Genomic DNA, 15,539 nt, shown 5'->3' with positions numbered 1-15,539 from the left:
TCTTAGTGTTATTTTGTTATGATCTGTCATCAGGCTTTGAAATAAAAGCTTATTTAAATCAGTCTGTTAATGTTTTTATACAGCGATATCAACAATTTTATAAAAATCAATCTTTTACTTGTGGATAAAGTGTCTTCATAATACGCGGCCTTGGGCCACTTATTTGGCTATTTTGACGCAATAAATGCATGATTTTTAATCATTAATGATGTGCGGGAATAAAAATTATATCTCTGGGAGTTTAACTGTGTATCTGTCGGTTTGGCAAAGTTGTTTATATGTATTGCAAGATGAATTGCCTTCGCAGCAGTTCAGTATGTGGGTAAGACCACTTCAAGCAGAAAGTACCGAAGATACCTTGACGATTTATGCACCTAATCGCTTTGTGCTTGATTGGGTGAGAGAAAAGTACCTCAATAGAATTAACGAACTATTAGTAGAAATTTGTGGTGTTGAAGCACCAGAGCTGCGTTTTGATGTAGGAAGTAAACCTTTATTAAACGCTCAAGCTGCACCGGTTGCAGAAACACAATCTGCGCCAAGCGCACACGCTTCAACAAAACAGCAACCTCGTGAGCAAAAGCCGGTGGTTGAGCCTGCACCTAAGTCAGGTTACAAATCTAATATTAAAGAGAACTATACCTTTGATAGCTTTGTTGAAGGTAAATCAAACCAATTAGCAAAAGCTGCGGCCACACAGGTTGCCGACAATCCTGGTTCTGCTTTTAACCCTGTATTTATATACGGTGGTACTGGTTTAGGTAAAACTCACTTATTACATGCAGTAGGCAATGGCATTATGGCAAATAAGCCAGACGCTAAAATTGTTTATATGCATTCAGAACGCTTTGTTCAAGACATGGTAAAAGCACTACAAAATAACGCAATTGAAGAGTTCAAACGTTATTATCGCAGTGTTGATGCATTAATGATTGATGACATTCAATTTTTTGCTAACAAAGAGCGCTCCCAAGAAGAGTTCTTCCATACCTTTAATGCATTGCTTGAAGGTAACCAACAAATTATTTTAACCTCTGACCGTTATCCTAAAGAGATTGAAGGCGTTGAAGACCGCCTTAAATCACGTTTTGGTTGGGGTTTAACTATCGCGATTGAGCCACCAGAGCTTGAAACACGCGTTGCTATTTTGATGAAAAAAGCACAGCAAAGTAAAATTAATTTACCACACGAAGTTGCTTTTTTTATTGCTAAAAAGTTACGCTCAAATGTGCGTGAATTAGAAGGTGCACTTAACCGTGTAATCGCCAATGCTAACTTTACCGGTCGTCCAATTTCGATCGATTTTGTAAAAGAAGCACTGCGCGATTTACTTGCTTTGCAAGACAAACTGGTTACGATTGATAATATTCAGCGCACCGTAGCAGAGTACTATCGAATTCGTGTATCAGATCTGTTGTCTAAGCGCCGCAGTCGCTCTATAGCAAGGCCTCGCCAAGTTGCTATGGCATTATCTAAAGAATTAACTAATCACAGCTTACCTGAGATTGGTGACGCATTTGGTGGACGCGATCATACGACCGTATTGCACGCATGTCGTAAGATAAAATCACTACGTGACGAAAGCCACGAAATTAAAGAAGATTATCAAAACTTAATAAGAACATTGTCATCTTAGGGCTGACTTTATTATGCAAATAACAATATCAAGACAACAATTTTTAAAGCCATTGGTGCAAGTGTCAGGTGCAATAGAGCGCAAACACACACTACCAATTTTATCTAACGTTTTGTTAGTGGTAGAAAACGGACAACTTTCAATGACAGGTACAGACCTTGAAATTGAATTAGTTTCTGGCGTATTTGTAGGTGACGATATTGCCGATACAAAACTAACGTTACCCGCTAAAAAGTTACTCGATATTTGTAAAAGTCTACCAGACGGTTCAGACATTACTTTAAGCTTGCAAGAGCATCAATTACTTTTAACCAGTGGTAAAAGCCGTTTTTCATTAACGACATTATCTGCTGATGATTTTCCTAATCTAGAAGAGTGGGACGGAGAGGTTGAATTTCAACTAACTCGTTTAGAGCTTCGTAAGTTACTCGAAAGCACGCATTTCTCGATGGCGAATCAAGACGTACGTTATTATTTAAATGGTATGTCGTTTGAAGTAGACAATACTGATATAAAAACAGTCGCAACAGATGGCCACCGTTTAGCGATTGCGCAAAAACAGCTAACGCAATCGCTTAATACTCAGCGTCAGTTAATTATACCTCGTAAAGGTGTGCAAGAAATAATGCGCCTTATGGTCGCTGATGACGAGTTAGTAACAATTCAGTTTGGCGCTAATCATATCCGTATTATCGATTTAGAGTTTACATTTACAAGTAAGCTAGTTGATGGGCGTTTTCCAGATTACCGTCGTGTATTACCGCGTGGTGGCGACAAAGTTATTACAGCTAACCGTGAATGGCTACGTAATGCATTTCAACGTGTGTCTATTTTATCTAATGAAAAGTTTCGTGGTGTACGCTTAAACTTATCAAACGGTTTATTAAAAATTACGGCTAATAATCCAGAGCAAGAACAAGCGGAAGAGGTTGTTGAAGTAAGTTACCAAGGCGCGGATCTAGAAATAGGCTTTAACGTGTCTTACGTATTAGATGTACTAAACACATTAAAAACAGAAGACGTACTATTTACATTAGCCGACTCAAACAGCAGTGCATTAATTGAAGGTGCAGGCGATGAAGAAGCAATGTACGTTGTTATGCCTATGCGTTTATAAGACTATAAATACACAATGAGCTTAAGTCATTTGAGCCTCAAATATTTTCGTAATATTGAGGCGCTGACGCTAGAACCAGTTAACGGCGTTAATATAATATATGGTGAAAATGGCAGCGGAAAAACCAGCCTTTTAGAGGCTATTTATTACCTTTCTCACGGCAAATCTTTTCGTACTCCAAAACACAAAAGTATTATCGCGCATCAGCAAGGTCAGTTTGTAATTCACGGGCGCAAAACAATACACGACTTATCTATTCCAATTGGTATTAGTAAAACCCAAACGGGTGAAACTAATTTAAAAATTCAAGGTAAGGCGAGCCGTAAAATATCAGAACTTGCTCAACTTATGCCGGTACAAATTATTACACCAGAGAGCTATTCTTTATTTTTTGGCGGGCCAAAAGAGCGCAGAAAGTTTTTAGATTTAGGTTTGTTCCACGTGGAACATGAGTTCTTTTTTTTGTGGCAATCGTTTAATAAAGTACTTAAACAGCGTAATGCATTGTTAAAAACTAAGCCAAAGAATTATTTTGACCAAATTAAGTTTTGGGACAAAGAATTTGTTAGACTTGCTGAGGAAATAAATAAATTAAGATTGGCGTATATAAGTAGGTTTAAGCAGCAGTTTTTTGATAAAATGTGTGCAGAATTAACGCTTGTACGCGATTTAGAAATGACCTTTAATGCAGGTTGGAAAGAGACTGAATCTCTTGCAGATGCGTTAGAGCAAAACTTTGAGCGAGATGCTCGCCAAGGGTTTACAAGTAAAGGGCCTCATAAGGCCGACTTTAGTTTTAGTGTCGCTGGCAACAGTGTGGAGAATACATTCTCACGCGGTCAATTGAAGTTATTACTATATGCGTTAAAAGTTACGCAAAATAGCTTAATTGAGTCAGAGACAGATAAGCAATCTATATTGCTAATAGATGATCTACCTTCAGAGTTAGGCGAAGATACAAAAGAGAAAGTGGGACAATTACTTGCTCACTGCAGTTCTCAAATTTTTATCTCTTCAATTTTATCTGAAAGTATTTCTGCTGTGGTGGAACCCATGCAACGAGAACTACAAATGTTCCACGTGAAACATGGCAACCTAATAACAAGATAAGTGGGATTAACCATGTCTGAGAATTATGACTCGTCGAGTATTAAAGTACTTAAAGGATTAGACGCAGTAAGAAAGCGTCCTGGAATGTATATTGGGGACACCGATGATGGCACAGGCTTACACCACATGGTGTTTGAGGTCGTTGATAACTCTATCGATGAAGCCCTAGCAGGTCATTGTGATGATATTTATGTAACTATTCACTTAGACGGTTCTGTCTCAGTACGAGATAACGGCCGTGGTATCCCAACTTCTATCCATGAAGAAGAAGGCGTATCAGCAGCCGAAGTTATTATGACGGTACTTCATGCTGGTGGTAAGTTTGATGATAACTCTTATAAAGTATCGGGTGGCTTACACGGTGTTGGTGTTTCTGTTGTAAATGCACTTTCAGAAAAACTAAAACTTACCGTTCGCCGTGAAGGTAAACTACACGAGCAGTTTTACACTATGGGTGTTCCAGATGCACCTTTAGCTGTTATTGGTGACTCAGAAACGACTGGTACAGAACTGCGTTTTTGGCCAAGTGGTGAAACATTCACAAACTTAGATTTTCATTACGAAATTTTAGCTAAGCGTTTACGCGAGCTTTCATTCCTAAATTCAGGTGTGAGCATCATTTTAAATGATGAACGTGAAGAAAATAAATCTGACCACTTTAAATACGAAGGCGGTATTCAAGCTTTCGTAGAATACTTAAACCGTAATAAAACACCTATACATAAAGGTGTATTCCATTTTACTCATGAACGTGAAGAAGATGGTATTAGCGTTGAAGTATCAATGCAGTGGAATGATGCATACCAAGAAAACATTTACTGTTTTACAAATAATATTCCACAACGTGATGGTGGTACTCATTTAGCCGGTTTTAGATCTGCGCTAACACGTACGCTTAACAACTACATGGAAAAAGAAGGCTTTAACAAAAAAGCTAAAACAACCAGTAATGCGACCGGTGATGATGCCCGCGAAGGTTTAACGGCTGTTGTTAGTGTTAAAGTTCCTGATCCTAAGTTCTCATCGCAAACAAAAGATAAGCTCGTTTCAAGCGAAGTTAAATCTGCGGTTGAGCAAGCAATGGCTGAAAAGTTCACTGAGTTTTTATTAGAAAACCCAGTAGATGCCAAAATTGTTGTTGGTAAAATCATTGATGCATCTCGTGCACGTGAAGCGGCGCGTAAAGCCCGTGAAATGACACGACGTAAAGGTGCAATGGACTTAGCAGGCTTGCCGGGTAAGCTAGCTGATTGCCAAGAAAAAGACCCAGCCCAATCTGAACTATATATAGTGGAAGGGGACTCTGCTGGCGGATCAGCCAAGCAGGGACGTAACCGTAAAAACCAAGCTATTCTTCCGCTTAAGGGTAAAATCTTAAACGTAGAAAAAGCACGTTTTGACAAGATGTTATCTTCGCAAGAAGTAGCAACGCTAATTACTGCATTAGGTTGTGGTATTGGACGTGACGAATATAACCCTGAAAAATTACGTTACCATCGTATCATTATCATGACCGATGCGGACGTGGATGGTTCTCACATTCGTACGTTACTACTAACATTCTTCTATCGTCAAATGCCTGAAATTGTAGAACGCGGCTATATTTATATTGCTCAGCCACCACTTTACAAAGTGAAGAAGGGTAAGCAAGAGCGTTATATTAAAGATGATCCAGCATTAGTTGAATACTTAACATCGCTTGCGCTTAATAATGCGGCTTTATATACAAGTGCAAATGCGTCGGCGCTTGAAGGTGAAGCACTAGAGACAATAGTTCATGATTACCAAAACACAGTTAAAGTAATCGAACGCTTAAAACGTAAATACCCAAGTACGGTAATGGAGCGTTTAATTTATCAAAGCGAACTGAAAAAAGAAGACCTTTCAGATGAAGCTAAAGTAATTGAGTGGACTAAAGAGCTAGTAGACGACCTAATAGCACGAGATGAAGATGCGACTATTTTTAATGCTGCAACAGAGCATGATACAGAGCGTAATTTATATTATCCGGTTGTGAATATTCGTCAGCATGGTGTTGATAAATCGCATGTGTTGAGCTATGACTTTATTACCTCACGCGATTACCAACGTATTGCTGTGACTGGTGTTAACATCGCAAATATCATTACAGAAGGCGCTTATATTCAACGTGGAGAGAAAACACTTCCTGTTGATAACTTTGTGGATGCTTTAGAATGGTTGATCGCAGAATCTAAACGTGGTCTATATATTCAGCGTTATAAAGGATTGGGCGAAATGAACCCAAGCCAGCTTTGGGAAACCACAATGGATCCTAGTGCTCGTCGTATGTTACAAGTGACGATCGAAGATGCCGTAGGCGCGGATCAATTATTTGCTACCTTAATGGGTGACCAAGTAGAGCCTCGTCGTGAGTTTATTGAAACTAACGCATTGCGCGTAGTTAACTTAGACGTATAAAAAGAATATTTACACCAAAAAAGGAGCCTGATGGCTCCTTTTTTATTTTCTTCAATTACACAAACTGCTTAAAACCTGAGTGTACACACGGTATACTAAAGGTAATTTTCACGCTACTTCTTAGATAGTAAAAAGCCAAATATGCAAAAATATGACGTAAAAACCTTTCAAGGTTTGATCCTGGCTTTACAGGATTATTGGGCGCAGCAAGGCTGTGTCATTATTCAACCACTTGATATGGAAGTGGGCGCCGGGACATTTCACCCGCAAACATTTTTAAAGTCTATTGGTCCAGAACCAATGTCGAGTGCTTACGTTCAACCGTGTCGTCGTCCTACAGATGGTCGCTACGGTGAAAACCCAAATCGCTTGCAACACTATTACCAATTTCAGGTGGTTTTAAAGCCATCACCAGATAACATCCAAGAGCTTTATTTAGGCTCTTTAGCGGCTATGGGTATCGATACACTAACTCACGAAGTTCGCTTTGTAGAAGATAACTGGGAATCACCTACGTTAGGTGCGTGGGGCCTAGGTTGGGAAATTTGGTTAAACGGCATGGAAGTAACGCAGTTTACCTACTTTCAACAAGTTGGCGGTATTGAGTGTTCACCTGTAACGGGTGAGATCACTTACGGCCTAGAGCGTTTAGCAATGTACATTCAAGGCGTAGATAGTATTTACGACTTAGTATGGGCAGACGGTCCACTAGGGCGCGTAACCTACGGCGACGTGTTCCATCAAAATGAAGTAGAGCAGTCTACTTACAACTTTGAACATGCAAACGTAGAAGACTTATTTGCACAGTTTGATAAATGTGAAGCAGAGAGCCAAAAGTTAATTGAAGCAAACTTACCACTACCTGCTTACGAGCAAGTAATGAAAGCATCGCATGCATTTAACTTACTAGACGCACGCCACGCAATTTCGGTAACCGAACGTCAGCGTTATATTTTACGCGTTCGTGCGTTATCAAAAGCGTGTGCACAAAGTTACTATGACAAACGCGAAGCGCTTGGTTTCCCGCTGTGTAAGGATAAGTAAGCATGTCAGCACAAAATTTATTAGTAGAAATTGGCACAGAAGAGTTGCCACCAAAAGCACTGCGTAAATTAGCAGAAGCCTTTGCTGCAAACTTAACTGCAGAGCTAGAAACACTAGAATTAGCACACCAAGGCGTAAGCTGGTATGCATCGCCTCGTCGTTTAGGTTTACAAGTAAAAGCGCTTGAAGCTAAGCAACAAGACAAAGAAGTTGAAAAGCGTGGTCCAGCTACTAAAGCTGCATTTGACGGTGACGGTAACCCAACAAAAGCAGCAATGGGTTGGGCACGTGGTTGTGGTATTGAAGTAAAAGACGCACAAACACTCGAAACTGACAAAGGCGCTTGGTTATTGCACATTGCTAAAGTAGCAGGGCAAGAAACTAAAACGCTAATGACAGGTGCAATTACTAAGGCATTGGCTAAACTACCGATTCCTAAACCAATGCGTTGGGGCGCGAATAAAACACAATTTATTCGACCAGTGCATACGGTAACTATCTTGTTTGGTGATGAGCTACTTGAAGGCGAAATTCTTGGTAAGCAAATAACTAACCAGCTTCAGGGTCATCGTTTTCATCACCCAGAAAAAATTAGCATAAACCATGCGGACGACGTTTTTGACGTACTTAAATCTGCTTACGTTATTGCTGATTACGAACAACGTAAAGCGCAAATTCGTGCACAAATAGAAGAGGCTGCAAGCGCAGTTAACGCTGTTGTTGCAATGGATGAAGATTTACTAGAAGAAGTAACATCACTTGTAGAGTGGCCAGTGACTTTAACGGCAACATTTGAAGAAGCATTTTTAGATGTACCGGCCGAAGCGTTAATTTACACCATGAAAGACGATCAAAAATACTTCCCGTTATTAGATCAAAACGGCAAACTTTTAAATAAGTTTTTGTTTGTATCTAACATCGAAAGTAAAGATCCAAGTGTGGTTATTTCTGGTAATGAAAAAGTAGTGCGCCCGCGTTTAGCCGATGCACAGTTCTTCTTTGAAACAGATAAAAAGAAAACCCTAGAAAGCCGATTAGAATCGCTTGATAGCGTATTGTTCCAAAAGCAACTTGGTACGCTTAAAGATAAGTCTGAGCGCATTAGTGAGCTTGCAGGTTATATTGCTGAGCAATTAGGTGCTGACAAAGACCTAGCACAGCGTGCAGGCTTATTAAGTAAAACTGACCTAATGACTGAAATGGTAATGGAATTTACCGATGTGCAAGGTGTAATGGGAATGCATTACGCTCGCCACGATGGTGAAGCCGAAGATGTAGCCGTAGCGCAAAACGAGCAGTACATGCCACGCTTTGCAGGGGATAACTTACCTACAAACTTAATTAGCTGTGCAGTAGCGATTGCTGATAAGTTTGATACGCTGGTGGGTATTTTTGGTATAGGCCAAGCACCTAAAGGTGACAAAGACCCATTTGCTCTTCGTCGTGCTGCTATTGGTGCACTTCGCATCATGGTAGAAAAAGAACTACCACTTGATATTTTAGACCTAGTAGCTAAATCGCAAACATTGTTTGGCGACAAGTTAACTAACTTAAATGTATCAACTGACGTATTTGAATTTATGCTAGGGCGCTTCCGTGCTTGGTATCAAGACGAAGGTATTGAAGTAGACGTAATTCAAGCAGTGCTTGCACGTCGTCCGACTAAACCTGTTGATTTTGATCGCCGTGTTAAAGCCGTAAGCCACTTCCGTACATTAGACGCAGCAGAAGCGCTTGCAGCAGCTAATAAGCGTGTAGGTAATATTCTGGCTAAAAACGACATTACCAGCCAAGGTAGTGTTGATGAGAGCTTATTAAGCGACGACGCTGAAAAAGTATTGGCATCACAAGTAGCAAAATTTGCCACTGACCTTGCACCACTTTACGCAGATGGAAACTACCAAGAGGCATTAAGCCAATTGGCGGGTATTCGTGAAAGTGTTGATAACTTTTTTGACAACGTAATGGTTATGGCCGACGATGAAGCTGTTAAGCAAAATCGTCTTGCGCTGCTAAGCCAGTTAAGCGGATTGTTTTTAGGTATTGCAGATATTTCTGTTTTACAAAAATAACACCGATTAACAATTTTAAAAGCCAGCGTTTTGCTGGCTTTTTAGTTTTCACTGTATGCAAAGGACACCATTTGATGATTTCTATGAAACGAATTTTAACCTTAGCAATTGCTGGTTTACTCACTGCCTGTACAAGCCAAATCTCTATTAACGATGTTTTACCACAGCAAGAGCTTGACCGCACAATTTACTTGCGTGGCGACTTTACACTGTGGGATGCAGAACCTCAGTATCAATTTATGTCAGTAGGTCCTGCGCTTTATCAAGCAGAAGTGAAATTTAGTACGCCTGGTAAAGTGTACGAATTTAAAATAGCCGATGTCGATTTTAGTGAAGGTTACAACTGTGGTTACAGCGACTCACAACCAGCAGGGCAAAAACTAACACTTGGGCAACCAGCACCTGCCGACTGTAATACTATTTATAACTACTTTAGTTACACACCAGCAATAAAAGGCACCTACATAGTAAGTATTGATTACAGTGACTACGATGAGCCGAAAGTGACGATAACGAAGAAATAGCTATAAGTTTAAAGCTATCAGTTTTTAGATGCCCGAAGGGCTTAAAGATTTGTGACAAGGACGTTGTATGAAAACTAAAGAATGGAAAGAAGAAGTAAAAATTAATGGCGTTACTTATCCTGCAGATCAACTAAATAGAAAACAAGATGCAGAACTGCTAACTAAAATTCTTGTTCGGCGATCAAACGCAAATAGTGAAAAGCCAAATAAATCTTCATATGTAATTAACGTTAATGCGGAATGGGGTGCAGGTAAGACTTATTTCATAAAACGTTGGGCTAAAGACTTAAAGTATGAACATCCTGTTGTCTATATAGATGCTTGGTCAAATGATTTTATGGATTCACCTATTATTACCGTCCTTGCTGAAATACAAGAGCAGCTTCTAAAAACAGTTAATCAAAGTTACTTAAGTAAAGAAAAGAAAAAACGTTTCAAAAATTTAGGTATGTCTGTTTTACCGAAAATTTTAGCGGCATTAGTTAAACGTTATGGTGGATTTGATATTGAAGAACTATTTGTAGACGAAAACTCCGACACAGATATTTCGTCATCAACACAAAGCAATAAATCATTAGATTTGTCAGCAGCTATGGAAGCAATGACAACACAAGCGTTTAAAGAGCATAGTGACTATAAGAAGGGAGTAAAAGAGCTAAAGGGTACAATTAAAGAGTTAATAAAATACTCGATTGAAAAGCCAAAAGGCTCGCTGGCAACAGCTCGCATTTATCCTGCGTTTATATTTATTGATGAGCTAGACCGGTGCCGACCAACTTATGCAGTAGAAATGCTAGAAGCTATAAAGCACATATTTGATGTTGAAGGGTTGGTAATTGTAGTATCAACTCATACAGAAGAGTTACAACACACTATAAAGGCTTTGTACGGAAATAACTTTAATGCTGATAATTATTTGCGGCGCTTTTTTGACACTAAATTTAATCTAGATGTTGAGGTTTCTGCTAATTTATTAGTAGCAAACTGTGATTTTACTGTATTAAATAATCACTATCTTGAACAAAAAAGTGTTTTACTGTTTCCGCTTTTATCACCTGAAGATATAAAAAGGCAACTATCTTCGCTTATTGCCAAAATTTCAAATTGGCAAAACCTAACGCCTAGATCGGCTATACAATTAACTGATAGGTTACTTACTTGTATTGAATTGATTAGCGATGAAAAAACAGTAGATGTGATAGTTTTATCTACTTTGGTTTGTCTTTATATGTTTAATAAACCTGAATACGATAATATGTACTCTGTTTTGAAAGAGAACTTATTTACAGTCGAAAGTAAGCTCGATTTGTACTGTAAACAGCTAAATCTACCTCATTACTTAAAGGAAATGGTTAGTTCTACAAGAGATTATGAGGGAGTTAAACAGTTGTTAATTCTAGGTGGATACGAGCGGGAAACTTTTATGTACCATAACTCTAATTTTGCTGATATAAATCTTATAACTTACTTCAGGAGCTTTCAGTGTGTATTAAAGAGAGCTGATAATATAAAGAAAACTAATTATATGAACACTTTTGGTTATAATGGAAGTGGCTCTGTTAGTGGTTCTCAACTTTTAGAAGCCTATATGACGTTTTTTGGAGTAAATAGTTTTACTGCAAATGACTACTTAAACCTAATTGGCCTAACGAGTAAATTTGCTGATAGCTGATTACAATCCTTTCTTCACCACATATCTATACGGTGCTTCTTCTGCATCTTTAGCCACCAGCGTGTGATCCATAAACGTACAAAAGCTCGGAATGTCGCGAGTGGTTGATGGGTCATCAGCAGTTATTAATAACGTTTCACCATCACTCATTTTACGAATAGCAGCACGTACCATCATTACTGGTTCTGGGCAGCGAAGGCCTATGGCATCTAATTGGTGATCGGGATTATCAAAGCTCATAATAAATTCGCCTGTTGAATTAAAGTGATTGCGGTGTACGCGAGTGCTTAGGTATAGCAATTAATAAGTTTGGCAGTTTAACGCAATTTTAAGTGTAATTTAACTATTTTACTTAATGCTTTTAGCGGTTTCAAAATACCTTATTTAATAATACGCCCGATCACATGATTACGCTGTTACATGCTTGCTTGATAAAGGGTCGTTTTCATAAATTGAAGCTAATAAAAAAGGCGAACTGAATAAAATCAGTTCGCCTTTTTAATCACCAAGATGGTTTTACATGTTTAAACTAATTAGTCTTGAACACGTTCAAATACAGTTGCAATGCCTTGGCCTAAACCAATACACATAGTTGCTAAACCGTATCGTACATTTTTGTCTTCCATTAAGTGAATAAGCGATGTGCTAATACGCGAACCCGAACAACCCAGTGGGTGACCAAGTGCGATTGCGCCGCCATTTAAATTCACTTTTTCGTCAACAACATCCATTAACCCTAAATCTTTCATTACAGGTAATGATTGTGCTGCAAAGGCTTCGTTAAGTTCTACTACGCCTAGGTCATCAATTGTAATACCGGCTTGTGCAAGTGCTTTTTTACTTGCTGGTACTGGGCCGTAACCCATAATTGATGGATCGCAACCAGCGACTGCCATTGCTTTAATGCGCGCTCGAATTGGTAAACCAAGTTCTTTTGCTTTTTCTTCGCTCATTACTAACATTGCAGATGCGCCGTCAGAAAGTGCTGAAGACGTACCGGCTGTTACCGTACCCGATGCAGGATTAAATACAGGGCGAAGCTTTGATAGGCCCTCTACAGTTGTTTCTGGGCGAATTACTTCGTCGTCTTCAACTAAGATAAGCGAACCATCTGCTGCGTGACCTTCCATTGCTAAAATTTCGCGACGGAAACGGCCTTCAACAGTTGCAGCTTGTGCACGTTGATGTGAGCGATAAGCAAATTCATCTTGTTGCTCACGGCTAATGCCATGAAGCGTAGCAAGGTATTCTGCTGTTAAGCCCATAGAGCCAGACGCTTGTGCAATTGATGTTGCAAGGCCTGGGTGAAAGTCGTTGCCGTGAGTCATAGGTACGTGACCCATGTGCTCAACACCACCAATTAGGTAAGTGTCGCCAGCGCCTGTCATTATTGCGCGTGCTGCGTCATGCAATGCTTGCATAGAAGAGCCACATAAACGGTTAACCGTAACAGCAGGAACGCTGTGCGGAATACCGGCAAGCAATGATGCGTTACGTGCTACGTTAAAGCCTTGCTCTAATGTTTGCTGTACACAACCCCAATAAATATCGTCAATTGATGCTGGATCAACTGCTGGGTTGCGATCTAGTAAGCCTTTCATTAAATGTGCGCTTAAATCTTCTGCACGTTTATGTTTGAATACACCACTTTTAGAGCGACCCATTGGTGTGCGGATACAATCTACAATTACTGGATTATTCATGATATTAACCTTCCACCTTATAGAAAACACGACCTTCTTCGGCCCACTTGCGAGTTTGCTCAGATACTTGGTAAATCGCACCTAGGTGAGCGTATTTGTCTGCTGCTGCAACAAAGTTAGCTAAACCAGTTTGATCTAAGTAACGGAACGCGCCGCCTCTAAATGGAGGGAAACCAACACCGTAAACTAATGCCATATCTGCTTCTTGCGGCGAGGCAACAATGCCTTCTTGCAAACACAGTAGCACTTCGTTAATCATTGGAATCATACAACGGTCGATGATTTCTTGTTTATCAAATTCTTTTGGTGCGTCTGTAATTGGGCTTAATAGCTCAATTGCTGTCTCGTCATGAGACTTTTTAAGACGACCGCGACGATCTGTTTCGTATTTGTAAAAACCGGCTTTGTTCTTTTGACCAAAACGTTTTTCGTTGGCAAAAATAGTCACAGGGTCTTTATCAGCACGCGCCATACGCTCAGGGAAACCGTCAGCCATTACGCCAGTACAATGGAACGCTGTATCAATACCTACAACATCAAGTAGGTAAGCCGGACCCATAGGCCAGCCAAATACGTTTTCCATTACTTTATCTACTTTTGCAAAGTTAGCGCCTTCAACCACTAATTTGCTAAAACCTGCAAAGTAAGGGAATAAAACACGGTTTACAAAAAAGCCTGGGCAATCGTTAACAACAATTGGTGATTTACCTAATTTAAGCGCGTAATCAACTACTGCATTAATTGTTTTATCTGAGGTTTTTGCACCACGGATAATTTCTACTAATGGCATTTTTGGCACTGGATTGAAAAAGTGCATACCACAGAAATTTTCTGGCTTATCTAGCGCTTGTGCTAGTAAATCAATACAAATAGTTGATGTGTTTGAAGTAAGTACAGTGCCTTCTGGCATGGTCTTTTCAAGATCAGCGAGTACTGCTTGCTTAACTTTAGGGTTTTCTACAACGGCTTCAACAATAATGTTGGCACTTTGTAGGTCTGACGCGTTAAGTGTTGGCTTAATTTTGCTAAGTGTTGCCAACATTTTTTCCATTGGCATGTGTCCACGCTTAACTTTTGCACCTAATAACTTAGACGCTTCACCCATACCTAAATCAAGCGCATCTTGTTGGATGTCTTTCATTATAATAGGTGTACCTTTATAAGCAGACTGGTATGCAATACCGCCACCCATAATACCAGCACCTAATACTGCGGCTTGCTTAATTTCTACATCGCTGTGCTTAGCAAATTTACGTGCTTTGCCTTTAATGTATTGGTCAGCTAGGAATATACCTGTTTGTGCAGCTGCTTCTGGTGTACGTGCTAATTTAGCAAAGTTGGCATTTTCGATTGCCATTGCTTCATCGCGAGTACAGTTTGCCGCTGCTTTAATAGTACGTACAGCCATAACCGGTGCAGGATAGTGGCCTTTGGTTTTACCCATTACCATACCTTCTGCCATAGCAAAGCTCATGCCTTGCTCAACACGGTTTAATTTAAGTGGTTGTAGTTTTACGTTACGTTTTGCTTGCCAATCTAGCTTGCCTGCAATCGCCAGTTCAAGTGTTGATACACTTGACTCTAAAAGTTTGTCAGCACTAACTACTGCGTCAAACGCACCTACTTTAAGTGCATCTGCTGCGCGGTTTTCTGCGCCTGAGGTAATCCACATCATCGCGTTATCGGCGCCAATGATGCGTGGTAAGCGCACTGTGCCACCAAACCCTGGCATTATGCCAAGTTTAACTTCTGGTAGGCCCATTTTAGCTGTTTCGCTTGCTACACGATAATCGGTAGCAAGTGCCCACTCACAACCACCGCCAAGTGCCATACCGTTTATAGCGCTTAGGGTTGGGAATGGTAAATCTTCAATTGCATCAAATACGTCGGTTGCGTTTTTGATCCACACTACTAATTCTTCTTCAGGTTTAGTAAATGTAGGTAAAAATTCGAAGATATCGGCACCAATAATAAAGTGCTCTTTATCACTGGTAAAAATCATGCCTTTGATATCAGTATTGGCGGCTAATTCTTTTAATGCTGCTGCGCAATCTGAAAGAGTTTTTTGAGATAGTGTGTTTACAGAACCTGCAACACAAAACTTAAACTCGGCGATGTTTTCCTTTAGGAAGCTAACTTCAAAGGAATCGCTTTTATATAACATTATTATTCTCCCTAGTTGACGAACTAAGACTGGTACGATGAGTTTGCATTTCAATCAG

Annotated in this window: 11 protein-coding genes; 8 read left to right on the top strand and 3 right to left on the bottom strand. The window is 39.8% G+C overall.

Annotation, left to right across the window (positions count from 1 at the left end; translation table 11 throughout):
- The first annotated feature begins 247 nt into the window (after window positions 1-247).
- The 8 genes from dnaA to D172_RS00140 all read left to right on the top strand — a co-directional run bounded on the left by dnaA (window position 248) and on the right by D172_RS00140 (window position 11,614).
- Entirely contained in the window at window positions 248-1,636 is a 1,389-nt protein-coding gene (gene dnaA / locus D172_RS00175; RefSeq protein WP_007377652.1) for a chromosomal replication initiator protein DnaA, read from the top strand.
- 13 nt (window positions 1,637-1,649) lie between these two features.
- A complete protein-coding gene (gene dnaN / locus D172_RS00170) occupies window positions 1,650-2,753 on the top strand; it encodes a DNA polymerase III subunit beta (RefSeq protein ID WP_007377651.1) in 1,104 nt (367 codons plus the stop codon).
- Between the two features lie 15 nt (window positions 2,754-2,768).
- Window positions 2,769-3,863: a DNA replication/repair protein RecF gene (gene recF, locus D172_RS00165; protein ID WP_007377650.1), complete on the top strand. Its 1,095-nt coding sequence runs from the start codon at window positions 2,769-2,771 to the stop codon at window positions 3,861-3,863.
- Between the two features lie 12 nt (window positions 3,864-3,875).
- Complete coding sequence (gene gyrB / locus D172_RS00160; protein ID WP_033016208.1) at window positions 3,876-6,302, top strand: DNA topoisomerase (ATP-hydrolyzing) subunit B; 2,427 nt, start codon at window positions 3,876-3,878, stop codon at window positions 6,300-6,302.
- 141 nt (window positions 6,303-6,443) lie between these two features.
- Window positions 6,444-7,346, top strand: a complete 903-nt coding sequence (gene glyQ, locus D172_RS00155) for a glycine--tRNA ligase subunit alpha (protein ID WP_007377648.1) — start codon at window positions 6,444-6,446, stop codon at window positions 7,344-7,346.
- A 2-nt stretch (window positions 7,347-7,348) separates the two neighbouring features.
- Window positions 7,349-9,418: a glycine--tRNA ligase subunit beta gene (gene glyS / locus D172_RS00150; protein WP_007377647.1), complete on the top strand. Its 2,070-nt coding sequence runs from the start codon at window positions 7,349-7,351 to the stop codon at window positions 9,416-9,418.
- A gap of 74 nt (window positions 9,419-9,492) precedes the next feature.
- Window positions 9,493-9,942, top strand: a complete 450-nt coding sequence (locus tag D172_RS00145) for a hypothetical protein (protein WP_007377646.1) — start codon at window positions 9,493-9,495, stop codon at window positions 9,940-9,942.
- A 67-nt stretch (window positions 9,943-10,009) separates the two neighbouring features.
- Window positions 10,010-11,614, top strand: coding sequence for a KAP family P-loop NTPase fold protein (locus D172_RS00140; protein ID WP_007377645.1), 1,605 nt, complete (start codon window positions 10,010-10,012; stop codon window positions 11,612-11,614).
- Here the strand turns inward: D172_RS00140 and tusA are convergent, their stop codons facing one another.
- The 3 genes from tusA to fadB form a co-directional block, all read right to left on the bottom strand.
- The gene (gene tusA / locus D172_RS00135) at window positions 11,615-11,854 is read right to left on the bottom strand and encodes a sulfurtransferase TusA (RefSeq protein WP_007377644.1); all 240 of its coding nucleotides are present in this window, start codon (window positions 11,852-11,854) and stop codon (window positions 11,615-11,617) included.
- A 293-nt stretch (window positions 11,855-12,147) separates the two neighbouring features.
- The gene (gene fadA, locus D172_RS00130; RefSeq protein ID WP_004335189.1) at window positions 12,148-13,317 is read right to left on the bottom strand and encodes an acetyl-CoA C-acyltransferase FadA; all 1,170 of its coding nucleotides are present in this window, start codon (window positions 13,315-13,317) and stop codon (window positions 12,148-12,150) included.
- 4 nt (window positions 13,318-13,321) lie between these two features.
- Complete coding sequence (gene fadB, locus D172_RS00125; RefSeq protein ID WP_007377643.1) at window positions 13,322-15,481, bottom strand: fatty acid oxidation complex subunit alpha FadB; 2,160 nt, start codon at window positions 15,479-15,481, stop codon at window positions 13,322-13,324.
- Between the last annotated feature and the right edge of the window lie 58 nt (window positions 15,482-15,539).

It is taken from the genome of Pseudoalteromonas sp. Bsw20308, from assembly GCF_000310105.2.
GTDB lineage: Bacteria > Pseudomonadota > Gammaproteobacteria > Enterobacterales > Alteromonadaceae > Pseudoalteromonas > Pseudoalteromonas fuliginea.
Note: the sequence above shows the minus strand (reverse complement) of the source record. Positions and strands in the feature narration are given on the sequence as shown.

Excerpts from the sequence above, each read along its gene's own strand:
- glyS (WP_007377647.1), top strand. The coding sequence starts at position 7,349 with ATGTCAGCACAAAATTTATTAGTAGAAATTGGCACAGAAGAGTTGCCA.
- glyQ (WP_007377648.1), top strand. The coding sequence starts at position 6,444 with ATGCAAAAATATGACGTAAAAACCTTTCAAGGTTTGATCCTGGCTTTA.
- fadB (WP_007377643.1), bottom strand. The coding sequence starts at position 15,481 with ATGTTATATAAAAGCGATTCCTTTGAAGTTAGCTTCCTAAAGGAAAAC.
- fadA (WP_004335189.1), bottom strand. The coding sequence starts at position 13,317 with ATGAATAATCCAGTAATTGTAGATTGTATCCGCACACCAATGGGTCGC.
- tusA (WP_007377644.1), bottom strand. The coding sequence starts at position 11,854 with ATGAGCTTTGATAATCCCGATCACCAATTAGATGCCATAGGCCTTCGC.
- dnaN (WP_007377651.1), top strand. The coding sequence starts at position 1,650 with ATGCAAATAACAATATCAAGACAACAATTTTTAAAGCCATTGGTGCAA.
- gyrB (WP_033016208.1), top strand. The coding sequence starts at position 3,876 with ATGTCTGAGAATTATGACTCGTCGAGTATTAAAGTACTTAAAGGATTA.
- D172_RS00140 (WP_007377645.1), top strand. The coding sequence starts at position 10,010 with ATGAAAACTAAAGAATGGAAAGAAGAAGTAAAAATTAATGGCGTTACT.
- recF (WP_007377650.1), top strand. The coding sequence starts at position 2,769 with ATGAGCTTAAGTCATTTGAGCCTCAAATATTTTCGTAATATTGAGGCG.
- D172_RS00145 (WP_007377646.1), top strand. The coding sequence starts at position 9,493 with ATGATTTCTATGAAACGAATTTTAACCTTAGCAATTGCTGGTTTACTC.